General features: G+C 71.4%; 12 protein-coding genes. 8 read left to right on the top strand and 4 right to left on the bottom strand.

All coding sequences use genetic code 11. From position 1 onward, the window contains the following. Positions 1-17 precede the first annotated feature (17 nt). The 3 genes from ACYQ78_RS10255 (at position 18) to ACYQ78_RS10245 (ending at position 2,491) form a co-directional block, all read left to right on the top strand. Positions 18-1,082, top strand: a complete 1,065-nt coding sequence (locus ACYQ78_RS10255) for a sensor histidine kinase (RefSeq protein ID WP_459800521.1) — start codon at positions 18-20, stop codon at positions 1,080-1,082. Then, on the top strand, positions 1,079-1,717 hold the full coding sequence (locus ACYQ78_RS10250) for a response regulator (RefSeq protein WP_459800520.1): 639 nt from the start codon (positions 1,079-1,081) through the stop codon (positions 1,715-1,717). Before ACYQ78_RS10255 ends, ACYQ78_RS10250 begins: the two co-directional genes overlap by 4 nt. Before the next feature lie 81 nt (positions 1,718-1,798). Then, positions 1,799-2,491 (top strand): type 1 glutamine amidotransferase domain-containing protein, encoded by a 693-nt coding sequence (locus ACYQ78_RS10245; protein ID WP_459800519.1) that lies wholly within the window; start codon positions 1,799-1,801, stop codon positions 2,489-2,491. A gap of 1 nt (position 2,492) precedes the next feature. Here the strand turns inward: ACYQ78_RS10245 and ACYQ78_RS10240 are convergent, their stop codons facing one another. Further along, a complete protein-coding gene (locus ACYQ78_RS10240; RefSeq protein ID WP_459800518.1) occupies positions 2,493-3,713 on the bottom strand; it encodes an MFS transporter in 1,221 nt (406 codons plus the stop codon). Positions 3,714-3,842: 129 nt separating this feature from the next. On the opposite strand from ACYQ78_RS10240, the gene ACYQ78_RS10235 reads away from it, so the two are divergent. The 3 genes from ACYQ78_RS10235 to ACYQ78_RS10225 are packed head-to-tail and all read left to right on the top strand — an operon-like array spanning position 3,843 to position 6,167. Beyond that, positions 3,843-4,460 carry a DedA family protein gene (locus tag ACYQ78_RS10235; protein ID WP_459800517.1) on the top strand — a complete coding sequence of 206 codons (618 nt, stop codon included), beginning with the start codon at positions 3,843-3,845 and terminating at the stop codon, positions 4,458-4,460. Next, complete coding sequence (locus ACYQ78_RS10230; RefSeq protein ID WP_459800516.1) at positions 4,444-5,532, top strand: sensor histidine kinase; 1,089 nt, start codon at positions 4,444-4,446, stop codon at positions 5,530-5,532. Before ACYQ78_RS10235 ends, ACYQ78_RS10230 begins: the two co-directional genes overlap by 17 nt. Beyond that, positions 5,523-6,167, top strand: coding sequence for a response regulator (locus tag ACYQ78_RS10225; RefSeq protein WP_459800515.1), 645 nt, complete (start codon positions 5,523-5,525; stop codon positions 6,165-6,167). The genes ACYQ78_RS10230 and ACYQ78_RS10225 overlap by 10 nt, the downstream gene beginning before the upstream one ends. Positions 6,168-6,204: 37 nt before the next feature. Here ACYQ78_RS10225 and ACYQ78_RS10220 read toward each other — a convergent pair whose 3' ends face one another. From ACYQ78_RS10220 to ACYQ78_RS10210, 3 genes are all read right to left on the bottom strand, one after another. After that, complete coding sequence (locus ACYQ78_RS10220; RefSeq protein ID WP_459800514.1) at positions 6,205-11,040, bottom strand: ThuA domain-containing protein; 4,836 nt, start codon at positions 11,038-11,040, stop codon at positions 6,205-6,207. Between the two features lie 377 nt (positions 11,041-11,417). After that, complete coding sequence (locus tag ACYQ78_RS10215) at positions 11,418-12,758, bottom strand: hypothetical protein (protein WP_459800513.1); 1,341 nt, start codon at positions 12,756-12,758, stop codon at positions 11,418-11,420. Positions 12,759-12,797: 39 nt separating this feature from the next. After that, a complete protein-coding gene (locus ACYQ78_RS10210; RefSeq protein WP_459800512.1) occupies positions 12,798-13,241 on the bottom strand; it encodes a GNAT family N-acetyltransferase in 444 nt (147 codons plus the stop codon). A gap of 80 nt (positions 13,242-13,321) precedes the next feature. On the opposite strand from ACYQ78_RS10210, the gene ACYQ78_RS10205 reads away from it, so the two are divergent. After that, the gene (locus ACYQ78_RS10205; protein WP_459800511.1) at positions 13,322-13,912 is read left to right on the top strand and encodes an ArsR/SmtB family transcription factor; all 591 of its coding nucleotides are present in this window, start codon (positions 13,322-13,324) and stop codon (positions 13,910-13,912) included. Next, positions 13,909-15,144, top strand: coding sequence for an MFS transporter (locus ACYQ78_RS10200; RefSeq protein WP_459800510.1), 1,236 nt, complete (start codon positions 13,909-13,911; stop codon positions 15,142-15,144). Before ACYQ78_RS10205 ends, ACYQ78_RS10200 begins: the two co-directional genes overlap by 4 nt. Positions 15,145-15,201: the final 57 nt, after the last annotated feature.

Below are 15,201 nucleotides of genomic sequence, written 5' to 3'. Positions count from 1 at the left end.
GACCTACGATCGGCACCATGAACCAGGTGAGAGCGGGCCTCTGGACGGCCCTTCCGTGGGCGGTGGGGGTGCTCGTCATCGTCCTGTCCCGGGGCGGCTCCGTGAGCGCCCGGGATCTCGCCGTCCTGGCGGTCACGACCGTGCTGGTCGTGGCGGGCGGGCTGCTGCTGGACCGCAGTCCGCTGCCGGGGCTGGGGGTGCTGCTGGTCACCCTTCCGCTCGGGAGCTACATCTCGGTCGGGACCCTGCCGTTCACCCAGTTCGTTGTGGTCGCCTTCGCCCTCTACCGGATCGCCGCCACCGCCTCGCTGCGCGTCGCCTCGGTCGCCCTCGGGAGCGCGCTGGTCGTGCAGGTGCTCTGCCTGCTGTCGGCGCTCCGGATCTCCTTCGTGCTGGTGCTGGTCTCGGTGATCGCCTGGCTGCTCGGCCGGGCGATCGGGCAGGCCCGCGAGCACACGGCAGACCGCGTCACCTGGACCACCGCCCAGGCGGTCACCGACGAACGGCTGCGCATCTCCCGCGAGCTCCACGACACGGTCGCCCACTCGATCGGGGTGATCGCCTTCCAGGCGGGCGCGGCTCGGCGGGTGATCGAGACCCGGCCCGCCGAAGCGGCGGCGGCGCTCGGCGAGATCGAGACGGCCGGGCGCGACGTGCTGGCGGGCCTGCGCCGCATGCTCATCGCCCTGCGCGACGGCGATCCGTCCCCCGCCGCCGGGCTGGCCGACCTGCCCCGGCTCGGCACGGCAGGGGTGAGCGTGGAGATCCGGGAGCTCGGCGGGCGGCGGGAGCTCCCGCCGGAGGTCGACGCGGCGGCGTACCGGATCATCCAGGAGGCCGTCACCAACGTCGCCCGGCACGCCGCGACCGGGGCGTGCGTGGTGACCGTCGACTACCGGGAGGCCGACCTGGCCGTCGAGATCCTCGACGCGGGGCGGGGCGTCCGGGGCCCGATCGTGCCGGGGTTCGGCCTGGCCGGGATGCGGGAGCGGGCCACCCTGCTCGACGGCGAGTTCACCGCGGGCCCCCGGCCCGAGGGTGGCTTCCGGGTGAGCGCGCGGCTGCCGGTGGTGGCCCGGTGACCGTACGGGTGCTGCTGGCCGACGACCAGCCCCTGATCAGGACCGCGCTCCGCATGGTGATCGCCGACACGCCCGGCCTGGAGGTCGCCGGTGAGGCCGGCACCGGCGCCGAGGCGGTGCGGCTGGCCGCCGAACTCACCCCCGACGTGGTCGTGATGGACATCAGGATGCCCGGCATGGACGGCATCGAGGCGACCCGGCGGATCACTCGGGCGTCGGCGTCCGCCCAGGTGGTGGTGCTGACGACGTTCGACGACGACGCCAACGTCTACGGCGCCCTGCGCGCGGGCGCCGCCGGGTTCCTGGTCAAGGACATGGCCCTGGACGACATCCTGGCCGCCATCCGCGTGGTCGCCGCCGGAGACGCGCTGATCGCGCCGGGGGTGACCCGCCGGTTGATCGCCGCGTTCACGGGGGATCGGCCGGTCCCGCAGGCCCTCACGGGGATCACCGACCGCGAACGCGAGGTCCTCACGCTGATCGGGCGCGGCCGGTCGAACGGGGAGATCGCGGCCGAGCTGTTCATCGGCGCCGCGACGGTCAAGGCGTACGTGACCCGGCTGCTGGTGAAACTGGACGCGCGCGACCGGGTGCAGCTGGTCATCATCGCGTACGAGACCGGTCTGGTCCCGTGACGTACCACCCGCCCGGGGATAAAGTGGCTGGTAGAAGACCTATGCCTGCCGAATCGACACCGGACGGGGGGCGTATCGCCCATGGCTAGGTTGCTTTTCGTGATGCCCGCGGCGGCGTACTGGACGCTCAAAGACGGCACCCGGCACGCCACGGGATTCTGGGCCGAGGAGTTCGCGGCCCCTTACCGGATATTCACCGAAGCGGGTCATCAGATCGTCGTCGCCACTCCTCGCGGGGTGATCCCGACCGTCGACATGATGAGCCTGCGGCCCGACATGGCGGGCGGGGCGCAGGAGGCGCTCGACCTGGAGGCGACCATCCGGCGCGCCGAGGAGCTGCGGCGGCCGATCCGGCTCTCCGAGGCCCGGCTGGAGGACTACGACGCGGTCTACCTGCCGGGCGGGCACGGTCCGATGGAGGACCTGTGCGAGGACGCCGACGCGGGGCGGCTGCTGACGGCGGCGCTCGCGTCCGGGAAGCCGCTCGCGATCGTCTGCCACGGGCCCGCCGCGATGCTGGCGACCAGGATCAGGGGCGAGTCGCCGTTCGCCGGCTACCAGGTCACCGCGTTCACCAACGAGGAGGAAGAGGGGGTCGGGCTCGCGTCGATGGCCAAGTGGCTGCTGGAGGACGAGCTCGTCAAGCTGGGCGTCGACTTCACCAAGGGGCCGGCGTGGAAGCCGTACACGGTGGTCGACCACAACCTGCTGACCGGCCAGAACCCCGCGTCGGCGAGTGTGCTGGCCGGAGACATGCTCAAGGTCCTGGGGTAGCTCAGTCGTCGTGGGCGATGAGCAGGAGCTGCCGCCACAGCACGACGACCGACACCGCCGAACCGGCGAAGGCGAACCAGAACGGCGCCGCGACGCCGAACCCCGTGGCCAGGGCGCCGCCGATCAGTGAGCCGACGACCAGACCGGCGTACACGCAGACGGTGTTGACGCTGCCGACCCGGCCCTGCAGCTCGGCCGGGACGGCGAGCTGGCGCACGGTCACCGAGGTCGTGCCCCAGATGAAGGCGTGCGCGCCGAAGACCAGGAAGATGCCGCCCGCGACCCACGGCGAGTGGGTCAGGGCCAGGCCGAGATGGGTGAGCGTCTCGATGACGAGCCCGATCCGCATCAGGGCGCCCAGGCTCACCCGGCGGGTGATGGCGCCGTACAGGCCCGTGCCGATCAGGCCGCCGATGCCGCCGATCGTGGTCATCAGCCCGAACCCGATGGCGCCGAGCCCGAGTTGCTCCTGCGTGTAGAGCACGAGCACCGACCAGGCGGCGCCGAACATGAAGTTGAAGATCAGGATGGTGAGCGACAGGGTGCGGACCGCCGGGTGGCGCAACGTCCACCGGAACCCGTCGACGAGTTCGCGCCAGGCGTTCGGCGGGGCGGAGGGTTCGGTGCGCGGCGGCAGCGAGATGCGCGTGACCAGCAGGATCGCCGCCACCACCATGAGGAGCTGACCGGCGAACGGCCAGGCCAGCCCCAGCCCGAACAGCGCGGCGCCGACCGGCGGCCCGGCCAGCTGGTTGAGCGTGATGAACCCGGTGCCCAGGCGGGCGTTGGCGACGACGAGGTCGTCGCGGCCGACCAGCATCGGGGTGAGCGTGGTCGTCGCGTTGTCGGCGAACACCTCGGCGACGGCCCGCAGCGCCAGCAGCGCCAGCGCCGTCACCACGGTCACCGTCCCGGTCGCCGTGAGCACGATCAGCGCCGTCAGTACCAGCGCTCTCAGAGCGTTCGCGACGAGGACGATCCGGCGCCGGTCGTGGCGGTCGGACAGCACGCCCGCGTACAGCCCGAAGACCAGCGGGGGAGCCCAGGCCACCAGCGCCGACAGAGAGATCATGAGCGGGTCGCTCGTGAGCGAGGCGACCAGCAGCGGGCCCGCCGCGGCGGCTATCCCGTCGCCGAGATTCGTCAGCCAGCTCGACGCCAGCAACCACCGGAACCCCCGCCCGAGCCGGGCGGGGAGGACTTTCTCCACGACTGTGACCACGGGCGCAAGACCTTACGGTCGATGCCCCCATGGGGCAACGCGTTTTCCGGCCCTGTGGTTTACCTCAGGGACGAACCGGGGACGCGCCTCATTCCGCCCCTATCCTGAGGATTCGTAGCGTGTGGCCCCATGACAGATTGGTTGATCGGACTCATGGAGAGCCTCGGGGCGCCCGGCGCGGGGCTGGCGATCGCACTGGAGAACCTCTTCCCGCCCCTCCCCAGCGAGGTGATCCTCCCGCTCGCGGGCTTCACCGCCTCCCAGGGCGAGATGCGTCTCCTGGACGTACTGCTGTGGACCACCGCGGGTTCGGTCGCCGGCGCGCTGGCCCTCTACTGGATCGGCGCGCTGCTCGGCCGCGACCGCACGCTGGCGCTGGCCGCCCGGATCCCGCTCCTCAAGCTCTCCGACATCGACAGGACCGAGGCCTGGTTCCTCCGGCACGGCCGCAAGACGGTCTTCTTCGGCCGCATGATCCCCATCTTCCGCAGCCTGATCTCGATCCCGGCCGGGGTCGAGCGGATGCCGCTCGGCATCTTCACCCTGCTCACCACGCTCGGCAGCCTCGTCTGGAACACGATCTTCGTGCTGGCCGGATACGCCCTGGGGGAGAACTGGTCGCTGGTCGAGACCTACGCGGGCGTCGGATCGAAGGTGGTCCTGGCCGTGGTGGCGCTGGCCGTGCTCGTGTTCGCCGTCGTCCGCGTCATCGAGCGGCGCAAGGGACGGCATGCGGCTGATCGCTGAGGGCCTGCGGCTGCTCGGGGTGGTGCTCCTCGGTACGGTCACCGCCCTGCTCGGCCTGGTCTTCCTCCTCGGGGCGGCGCCGTTCGCTGGCCGTCCCGGCGTGCGGGCGGCGGCCCGGCGGCTGGCCGCGTTCGAGGCCCGCCGCCTGGGGCTCGACCCGGCGGAGCTCGCCCCCGAGGGGCGGGAGCTGCGCTATCTGGCCGCCCGGGTGCCGGTCGGGGTGCTCGGCGGGCTCGTGGTCTTCCTGCTCGTCCTCGGCGCCGGGGCGGCCGTCGCCATCGCCTGGACATGGTCGCGAGGGCTGCCGGTCGACGGCATGACGCCGAACCCCGGCCTGCTCGTGTACGCCTTCGTGTCGGGATCCGTGCTGCTGTTCCTCGACCTGTCGGGCCTGGTCGGCGTACGGGCGCTGGAACGGCGGCTGGCCCTGCGGCTGCTCGCGCCCGACCCGACCGAGGCGCTGCGCCGCCGCATCGACGAACTGGCCGAGAGCCGGGCCGGAGCCCTGGCCGCCGTCGACGGCGAGCGGCGCCGGATCGAACGCGACCTGCACGACGGTCTCCAGCAGCGGCTCGTCGCGCTGTCGCTGCTCATCGGCCGCGCCCGCAGAGGCCGCCCCGAACTGCTGGAGGCCGCCCACGAACAGGCGCAGCAGGCGCTCGCCGACCTGCGCGAGGTGGCCTGGCGGGTCTACCCGTCGGGGCTGGACTCCCTCGGCCTGGCCGACGCCCTCGCCGGGGTGGCCGAGCGGGCGGGCGTCCCGGTGAAAGTGGTCTGCGACCTGCCGGACCGTCCGCCGATGCCGGTGGAGACGGCGTCCTACTTCGTCGTCAGCGAGGCGGTGACCAACGCGGCCAAACACGCCCGCGCGGGCGAGGTCACGGTCGAGGTGCGGCGATGCGACAGGATGGTCGTCGTGCGCGTACGGGACGACGGCATCGGGGGAGCGGACACCACGGGCGGCGGCCTGTCCGGGCTGGCCCGCAGGGTGGCCGCCCTCGACGGCCGGTTCACGGTGACCAGCCCGCCGGGCGGCCCGACCACGATCACGGCGGAGCTGCCGTGCGGGTGATCCTGGCCGAAGACTCGACGCTGCTGCGCGAGGGGCTGGTTCGGCTGCTGGCCGAGGAGGGCCACGAGGTCCTCGCCGCCGTCGGCGACGGCGCCGCCCTGATCGAGGCGGTGGCCGCCGACCGGCCCGACGTGGTGACGGTCGACGTGCGCATGCCGCCCACCCACACCGACGAGGGACTGCGCGCCGCCCTGGAGATCCGGCGGCGCTGGCCCGAGGTGAAGGTGCTGGTGCTGTCGCAGTACGTCGAGAAGAAGTACGCCACCGAGCTGATGAGCTCCGATGTCGAGGGCGTCGGCTACCTGCTCAAAGACCGGGTGGCGCAGGTGGGCGACTTCCTCGACGCCCTCGAACGCGTGGGCGCCGGTGGCGCCGCCTTCGACCCCGAGGTGGTGCGGCAGCTTCTGGCCCGCACCAGCCACGCCGACCCGCTGACCCGGCTGACCGCCCGGGAGCGGGAGGTGCTGGAGCTGATGGCGCAGGGCCTGACCAACGCGTCGATCGGCCAGGCCCTGCACGTCTCGCAGAGTGCGGTGGAGAAGCACGTCAACGCGCTGTTCGACAAGCTGGGCCTGTCGCACACGACCGGTTACAGCCGCCGCGTCCTGGCGGTGCTCCACTACCTGGGCACGTGAGAGGCCCGGCCTCCCGTCGGGAGGCCGGGCCCGTGTTCTAGACCGCCGTGCAGGTCGGCTCAGGTGTCGCGTTGAGCACCTGGTACGACGCGTTGAACCCGAAGGTCGTCTGCGCGTTCGCCGCCAGGGCGCCGTTGTAGGCGGCGTTGCCCACGGTCACGGCCGCACCCGTCTGGGTGTGGGTGCCGTTCCAGAGCTTGGTGACGACCTGCTCGTTCGGCCAGGTCCAGGTGACGGTCCAGCCGGTGAGCTTCCTGCCGCCGGTGTTCTTGACCGCGACCTCGCCGCCGAAGCCGCCGTTCCAGGTCTGGGTGACCCGGTAGGTGGCGGTGCAGGCGGTCTCGCCCGGTTCCGGCTCCGCGCCGCCCAGGCGGGCGATGACGGCGTCGGCGTCGCGGGTGAGGACGTCGCGGATCTCGGCCTCGGTGGCGGTGCCGGCGACCTCCTCCTTGAAGTCGGTCAGCGCCTTGACGGTCTTGGCGTCGTCGCCGTCGGCCTCGGCCTTCTTCGCCTTGGTCAGCTCCTTGTGGAGCTTTCCGGCCTGGCTCTGGGTGAGGCGGCCGGTCGCGGTGAAGCGGTCGATGAGGTTGCCGATGTCGCGGGTGGACGTGGTGACACCGAAGACGACGGTCTCGACGGTCTGGTTGCCCGCCTTGTCCGTCGCGGTGACCTTGAGGGTGTGGGTGCGCAGACCCAGTTCGTACAGGGGACGGAGGAGGCCCGACTGGATCGCGGTGCCGTCGAGCTCACCGACCAGGGTCTTCACGCCGGAGGTGGCGTCGACCGCCTGCCACGTGATGCGCAGGTCCTGGCTGTCGCCGTAGATCTGGCCGTCGGCGATGCCGGAGATCAGGACCGTCGGCCGGCTGCCGTCGATCCTGATGACGGCCGACTTCACCGTCTCGGCGTTCCCGGCCTTGTCCGCGGCCCGGTAGAGCAGGTCGTGCGTGCCCTCTCCACTGACGTCGACCGGCTGGGTGTACGAGGTCCACGCACCCCCGTCGAGCGAGTATTCGACCTTCTGGACGCCAGAGGTGGCGTCGGTCGCCGTGAGGGTGACCGGGACACCGCCGTTGTGCCAGCCGTCGTCGTTGGCCGGGGCGAACTGCGCGGTCGTGAGGGGCGCCGTGGCGTCCTTCTTGACCTGCAGCGTCCCGGTCGTGGTGTTGCCGCCGGTGTCGGTGGCGCGGTAGTCGACGGTGTGGGTGCCGTCGGACGGGACGCTCACCGGGTCGGTGTAGGTCGTCCACGCGCCGCCGTCGAGGCGGTACTCCGTCTTCTCCACGCCCGAGGGGTCGTCGGCGCTGATCGTCACGGTCACGCTGGAGGTGAACCAGCCGTTCGCGCCGTCGGGAGCGGCCGGGGTGGTGACGGCGGAGACCGTCGGCCCGGTCGCGTCGGCGGCGCAGTTCGCCTCTTCGCGGCCCATGGCGTACTCGACACCGCCGAGCAGCAGCTGCCGGAAAGCCGGCTCACTGTACGACTGGTCGGTGTGGCCCAGGCCGGTGTAGAACGACCGGCCCTCACCCTGCGTCTTGCACCAGGTGATCGGGTGGTCGGCGCCCATGTCGCCGCCCGTGTAGCTGCTCTCGTCGAGCGTCTGCAGGACGTGCACGGAGCCGCGCGGGTTGGTGCGGTAGTTGTACCACTCGTCGGTACGCGTCCACTCCGCCGGAAGGTGCGCGGTCGCCGGGTGGTCGTGGTCTTCGGTGACGACCTTGGCGGGCTGGGTGGCCGGGTGACCCTTGAAGTAGGCGCCGACCAGGCCGCCGTAGTAGGACCAGCCGTATTCGGTGTCGGCCGCGGCGTGGATTCCCACGTAGCCGCCGCCGTTGTCGACGTACTCCTCGAAGGCCGCCTGCTGGGTGTCGTTCAGGACGTCACCCGTCGTGCTGAGGAAGACGACCGCCTTGAACTGCGACAGGGTCGCCGCGGTGAAGTCGCCGCCGTCCTCGGAGTTGACGACCTCGAACCCGTTGGCCGCGCCGATCTGGGTGAGCGCCTGGACGCCGACGCCGATCGAGCCGTGCCGGAACCCGGCGGTCTTGGAGAACACCAGGATCTTGTCCTCCGGCTCCGGCTCCACCGGGCCGCGTACGACGGTGAAGTAGTCGACGTCGAACAGCGCGCCCCGCCCGGACGGGCCGTCGAAGACCAGGAAGATCTGCCCGTTCCCGGTGGGGGCGTTGGTGAGCGGCGTCGACAGGTCGATGTAGTTCTCCCAGCCGCCGGTGTTGGCGACCGTGATGGTGCCCATGAGCGGGCCGGTCGCCGAACCGTGCCGGATCGACAGGGTGCCGCCGGGGCCGCCGGAGGCGATCCGCGCGTTGAACGTGGTGGCGCCGGTCAGGTTGATCGGCGCGTAGCCGGCCCAGTCGCCCGGGTCGGTGTAGCCGATCGCTTTGCCGCCGCTGGCCGGGGCGTGCGAGGAGACCTGGGCGCCCAGCGTCGAGGTGAACGACTCGCCCTCGACCGTGGTGGCGTCGAGCTCACCGGTCGTGGTGAAGTCGAACCAGTCGAGGTCGAACAGGGCGCCGCTCGGGCCCTTGAAGACCAGGTAGAGCTTGGTCGTCCCGGCCGGGGCGTTGGCCAGGTCGCCGGTGTTCTCCACCCACTGGTCCCAGCCCGCGGTCTTCGGCGCGGCGACCGAGCCGAGCAGGGTGCCCGTCGGGGAGCCCGCGCGCACCTCGATCGTGCCGCCCACGCCGCCGGATGCGGTGCGCACGGTGATCTTGGTGGCGTTGCCGAGCGCGTACGGCTCGTACATGATCCAGTCGTTGTTGTCGGTGTGGCCGGTGGCCCGGCCGCCCTGCGATCCGCCCGGCGTGGTGATCTGCACGCCCTGCATCTGCGCGGCGTGCTCGGCCTGGCGGTGCTTCGGCTGGAGGGTGATCGTCTGGGTGTTCTCCAGGCCGCCCTCGTCGATGTAGCGGGCGGTGAAGACGCCGTAGAGGTTGGCCGCCGCGTCGTGCTCGCCGTCGGCCGGGACCACGATCGTGCCGGTGCAGCCCGTCCGCGAGGTGATCAGGTGGGCGTGCTGGTCGTGGCCCAGCGAGTAGTCGAGCTCGACCCGGGAGCAGTCGATGTCGCCGTCCTCGGGGTCGGTGACCTCGATCTCGAACGGGATCGTGTCGCCGAAGTCGAACAGGGCGCCCGCGATCGGCGACTTCAGCGTGACCACCGGCAGCGTGTTGCCCGAGTGGATCGTGATGTTGGTGCTGCCGGTCGCGCCGTCGGGGTCGGTCACGGTCAGCACGACGTCGAAGACGCCCTCGTCTTCAAACGTGTGCGTCGGATTCGCCTCGGTGGAGGTGCCGCCGTCGCCGAAGTCCCACGCGTAGGTGAGCGCGCTGCCCTCCGGGTCGGAGGAGGTGGTGCCGGTGAACTGCACCGTCAGTGGCTCGACGCCGGAGATGCGGTCGGTCACGATCCGGGCCACCGGGCTGCGGTTGCTGTTGGCCAGGTAGTCGATGCGGTAGATCGCCTGGTCACCGGCGCCGCTGCCGTAGTCGAGGACGTAGAGGGCGCCGTCGGGACCGAAGGCCATGTCCATGACCTGCTGGCCGGTCCACGGGAAGGGCGCGATCTCGCCGCGGGTGCCGTCGGCCTTGACCTCGATGGCCTTGATCCACTTGCGGCCGAGCTCACCGGCGAAGAACCGCCCGTCGAGCGACTGCGGGAACTTGACGTTCGATTCGAGGTCCGCGTCGTAGCGGTAGACGGGCCCGCCCATCGGCGACTCGGAGCCACCGCCGAACTCGGTCGGGGAGCCCTCGAAGCCGTACTTGATCCACGCGGGCACGGCCGGAGGCAGGGTCGCCAGCCCGGTGTTCCGGAACGAGTTGTTCGCCGGGCCGCCGGCGCAGTCGTACTTGGAGCCCGAGGGACCGCTCGGGAAGGTGTACTCGTTGTACACCTCGTTGCTCGTGTTCGTCCCGGTGCAGTAGGGCCAGCCGTAGTTGCCCGGCGTGGTGATCCGGTTGAACTCCACCTGCCCGGCGGGCCCGCGGCTGGCGCTCGGCCCACCGGCGTCCGGCCCGTAGTCGCCCAGGTAGACGACGCCGGTCGCCTTGTCGACGCTCATCCGGAACGGGTTGCGGAACCCCATGGCGTAGATCTCGGGCCGCGTGTTCGCGGTGCCCGGGGCGAACAGGTTCCCGCTCGGGATCGTGTACGTCCCGTCGGCCTGCGGCGTGATGCGCAGCACCTTGCCGCGCAGGTCGTTGGTGTTGCCCGAGGAGCGCTGCGCGTCGAACTGCGGGTTGCGCGTGGTGCGCTCGTCGATGGGGGTGTACGCGTCCGACTCGAACGGGTTGGTGTCGTCACCCGTGGTCAGGTAGAGGTTGCCCTGGGCGTCGAAGTCGATGTCACCGCCGACGTGGCAGCACTGGCCGCGGTCGTTCGGGACCTCCAGGATCACCTTCTCGCTGGCCAGGTCGAGGGTGTCGTCGGCGTTGAGCGTGAACCGCGACAGGTTCAGGTGACCCTTCCACGCCTCGAACTGCTCGGCGGTGCCGTCCTTGGGGGCGTCGCCGTTGGGGGTGTCGAGGCGGGGGGAGTAGAAGAGGTAGATCCACCGGTTGGTGGCGAACTCAGGGTCGGCCGCCACCCCCTGGAGACCTTCCTCGTCGTGGGTGTAGACGTTCAGCTTGCCCGCGTTCTTGGTGATGCCGGCCGGAGTGGTGACCCGCACCCAGCCGTCACGCGCGGTGTGCACGACGTTCCTGTTGGGGAGGACGGCGAGGGACATGGCCTCGCCGAGCTTCGCGCTGCCGACGGCCAGCGGAACCTGCTGGTAGTCGGCGGCGGGGATGTCGACGGCCTGGGCGGGGGCGGAGACGACCACGGTGCCCGTGATCGCCAGGGCCGCCACGGATAACAGCGTTGCCCATCGCCGGAGACGAGGTGACATGGTGACCTTCCTGACTGAGGGGTAAGTCAGGCAAGGCGCGCGCCGCCGCGCATGATGCCAGGTCGGGGACCGCTGCCCGATGAGGTGCCGCGGACGCCGCACCCGGAGCTCTCGGCCGTGACACGACCGGGCGACGGAACGGGGTGCCACCCGTCCCGCGACCCGGGGTGGTGCCCCGAGTCGTCCGCCCGGACAGTCGTCACGGAAACGATCACGCATTTTGTAACACGGCGTTTTGGATCATGCACCCCTCGGCCGGATAACGACTTGGCATCCTCGAACCCGCAGGTGACGGCCTACGGACGAAGAAAGCGCTCTCTTAACGGAAGCCCCACGCACTAGGGGACGGCGCTCACCGCGACCGCCGGGCTCGCGGCGTCCTGGAAGTGGGGGGCGCCGCTGTAGGTGGCGCGCCAGTACCCGGCGGCCGTTTCGGGGATGGACGTGGTGAAGGAGAAACCGCGCCCGGCCTGCTCGCCCGGGAGGAGTGCGCGCCGGGTCCAGGTCCGGCCGTCGGCCGAGAACTCGACCGCGAACTCCGCACTGTAGGCGCTCGTGTTGCCCGGGTAGTCGATCTCGCCCGAGACGTTCACGTTCGCGCCCGCGCGGCCCGCGGTGAACTCGGTGAAGGCCGCCGGATGCAGCACGGTGACCGCCACCGTCTCCCTCGCGTCGGCCTTGAACGGGTCGTCGCTCGGGAAGTTCACGATGACGGTTCCGCTGCGGTACAGGGTGAGGTCGATGGAGTAGCGGCCGTCCGGGCCGGTGGTGACGGACTCGGGGGAGCCGCTTCCACTGGCGCCGTAGTCGACGAAGACGACCAGGCGGCTGCCGGCCAGCGGCTGCCAGCCGTCGTCGGGCGAACGCCAGCGGGCGAGGCCGGAGATCCGCACCGCCGAGCCCTCGGCGATCTGGGCGGTGTCCGTGTCGACCTTCACCTGGGTGCGCGCCGGGTCGACGAGGACCACGAGCCTGTCCGAGGTGCCCCGCAGGTAGCCGGGGAACGCGTTGTTCTGGGGGTAGGTGGCGGTGAACTCGGTGCCCTGGGGGAGGGTGCGCGTGTACTCGAACCGGCCCCGGTCGTCGGTGGTGACCTCGGCGTTGGCGAATCCGTCGTACCCGCCGATCCTGTTGCGGAAGGCGATGCTCAGCGAGACGGGTGCTCCGGCGAAGGAGGTGAGCTGCCCCGTTCCAGGGTGGCGGCCCAGCAGCCTGCCCTTGACGGTGACCTCCCTGCGGTCGTACTTGACAGCGGAGGGGGTCGACCGGAGCGGTTCGAAGACGGTCGCCACGTAGTAGCTGAGGTTGCCCGCCCGGTCGGTCCGCACGTGCGTGCCCTCGGTGTCGGTCGCCTCGACGTCGACGCGGAAGAAGCCCAGCCGGCCGATCTGGATCCGGGACACGGTGGTCCAGACGCCGTTGACGGTGGTGCCCGAGGTGAGGGCGAAGTCGTCGGCCGTGGCGAGTTCGGTGCCGTCGGAGGCGATGATGTGCGCTTTCAGCGCGGCGATGGGCAGGGTGGACGTGACCGAGATCCGCAGCCTGCCCAGGTCGGCGGAGTCGCTGTTCGACCAGTTGATCTTGATCTGGCCCGCCGCCGAGGCGGTGGCCGGTGAGGGGCTCGCGACGAGTGTCACGCCGGCGAGCACGGCTAAGAAGAGGGCGAAAAGACGCTGCATGATCCCGAAGGGTGTCGTCAAGATCAGGTGGGGCGCAACTCAATTCGGTGAGCGGTGCCTCCAGGTGTAGAAGACCTCGTCGTCCTCGATCTCGGCCACCGTGAAGCCGTGCCGCTCGTAGAACCGGCGCGCGTCCACGTCGTGCCGGTGGGTGTAGAGGGTCAGCTTCTCCGGCCTGACGCGCTGGGCGTTGCGGAGCAGCGCCGAGCCGACGCCCCGGTTCTGGAACTCGGCCGCGACGTACAGGTGACCGAGCTGGTCGATGGCGAGCGTCGCGAAGCCGACGATCCGGCCGTCGACCTCGGCGACCCACAGTTCGTGCATGTAGCCGCAGTCGAGGAAGGCGGCGATCCACTCCGGGCGGCCCGCGTCGGGTTCGTCGGCCAGGAGATGGGGTTTGCCGGCCGTGGCCGACAGAAAAACCTCACGTACGGCGTCGGCGTCGATGACGTCCGCCCGCCGGAGGAACACAGGCTCTTCCACGAGATCCACGGTAAAGCAGATCGCCGCGATTTTCCCAAAGAAGTTTTGCAAAAATACTTTGGGAAACCTAGAGTGCTGGCATGGTCACCGATGAGCACAAGCGGGTCCTCGATCCGGAGCACGACGCCGCCGCGCTGAAGGCGCTCACGCATCCGCTGCGCATCCGGCTGCTCGGCCTGCTCCGGCAGGACGGGCCCGCCACCGCGAGCGAACTGGCGGCCAAGACGGGGGAGACCTCCGCCTCCGCCAGTTACCACCTGCGGGTGCTGGCCCGGCACGCCTTCGTCGCCGAGGCCGAGCACCGCGACGGGCGGGAACGCCGCTGGCGGGCGGTCCACCTGGTGACGTCGTGGAGCAACACGGCCATGGAGGCCTTCGCCGGGAGCCGCGCCTTCGTCGGCCTCGCCCGCCGCCGCCAGATCGAACACCTGGAGGCGTCCCTGGTCCGGCACGAAGACGACATGACCAGCGGCCGCCTGGGCCCGGAATGGGTGGAACCTTCGGGGATCACCGACTCCCTCCCCGCGCTGACGCCGGAGTCGCTCACCGAGCTGTGGCAGGTACTCGACCACACGCTCAAGGAGCTCGTCGCCCGCGACGCCGATGATCCCCGCGCGGAGAAGGTCGTGTTCGTCGCCGCCGGGCTGCCGCTGGCCTCGCCCGCGTCATGACCCCACGTGAGGCACGGCGCCGTTATGTCACGGTCTGCGCGCTCTTCTGGTTTCCGCTGGGGCTGACCATCGCGCCCCTGGTCCTGCTCCTCACCGAGCGCGGCCTGGCGCTCGCCGCCGTCGCGGGCTTCATCGCCGCGCACTCCCTCACCGCCGCGGCGCTGGAACTCCCCACGGGCGGGTTGTCGGACGTCTTCGGCCGCCGCGTCGTCCTGGCCGCCGCCGGGCTGCTGAACCTCACCGCGTTCACCCTCCTGGGTCTGGGCACCGTGCCGTGGGTGCTGGTCACCGGGATGGTCCTCATGGGCGCGGGCCGGGCCCTGTCGAGCGGCCCCGCCGAGGCCTGGTACGTCGACACCGTCCACGCGCACTCCGGCCCCGAAGCCGAACTCCGCACCGGCCTGGCCCGGGGCGGTTCGGCGACATCCCTCGCCCTGGCCGCCGGCACCCTGCTCGGCGGCGGCATCCCCTGGCTCCTGGGCCCCGCGACCTCCGGGCCGGTCCTGCCGCTGTCGGTCCCGCTCCTGCTCGGCGCCGCCGTCGAGATCCTTTTCGTCGTGTACGTCGTGGTCGGCATTCGCGAACTCCCCCGCCCGGCGGCCACGTTGAGGGGCGTGCTGCGCGACGTCCCTGCCACCGTCGGGGGCGGCCTGCGGCTGGGCACCCGCGACGCGATGGTCCGCCGCGTCCTCCTCAGCGCGGCCGCCACCGGCGGCGCCCTGGCCTCGATCGAACTGCTGACCCCCGGGCGTGCCGCGACCCTCGCGGGCACGTCGGAGACGGGCGCCGTCCTCTACGCCGCCCTGGCCTGCGCCGGTTTCCTCTGCTCCGGCCTCGGCAGCGCCCTCGCCCCGCGCGTCGCCACGATCACTGGAGGAAGCGAACGCGCGGTCCTGGCGAGCCTCGGCACGAGCGCCCTCGGCCTCCTGCTCCTCGGCGTCACCGTGACGACCACCGGCGTGCCCGCCGCCGTGCTCGCGGCCACCGGCTACGGGGTGGTCTACCTCGGCCTGGGCGCGGCCGGCCCGAACGAGAACGACCTCCTGCACCGCCGCGTCACCAGCGCGGGCCGGGCCACCGCGCTGTCGGTGCAGTCCCTCGCCCTGCAATTGTTCGGTGCCCTGATCGGCCTGATCGCCGGCGCGTTGCCGCCGGGCCCGGCCCCCTGGCTGCTGGGCGGCGCCGTGCTGCTGGCGGGGGCGCTGCTCTGGCTCCGGAGAGGAGACCGTTAGAGGCCGCTGTCCGGCGCTTTGATCGGTGTGGTCGTAGTGCAGGACGCAAGGTCTTCA

Source organism: Herbidospora sp. RD11066 (genome assembly GCF_054661255.1).
The sequence above is the reverse complement of the archived record's forward strand: the minus strand, read 5'-3'. Positions and strand labels throughout refer to the sequence as shown.

Coding starts and splice junctions, on each gene's coding strand:
- ACYQ78_RS10255 (WP_459800521.1), top strand. CDS start 18: ATGAACCAGGTGAGAGCGGGCCTCTGGACGGCCCTTCCGTGGGCGGTG.
- ACYQ78_RS10245 (WP_459800519.1), top strand. CDS start 1,799: ATGGCTAGGTTGCTTTTCGTGATGCCCGCGGCGGCGTACTGGACGCTC.
- ACYQ78_RS10235 (WP_459800517.1), top strand. CDS start 3,843: ATGACAGATTGGTTGATCGGACTCATGGAGAGCCTCGGGGCGCCCGGC.
- ACYQ78_RS10230 (WP_459800516.1), top strand. CDS start 4,444: ATGCGGCTGATCGCTGAGGGCCTGCGGCTGCTCGGGGTGGTGCTCCTC.
- ACYQ78_RS10215 (WP_459800513.1), bottom strand. CDS start 12,758: ATGCAGCGTCTTTTCGCCCTCTTCTTAGCCGTGCTCGCCGGCGTGACA.
- ACYQ78_RS10205 (WP_459800511.1), top strand. CDS start 13,322: ATGGTCACCGATGAGCACAAGCGGGTCCTCGATCCGGAGCACGACGCC.
- ACYQ78_RS10200 (WP_459800510.1), top strand. CDS start 13,909: ATGACCCCACGTGAGGCACGGCGCCGTTATGTCACGGTCTGCGCGCTC.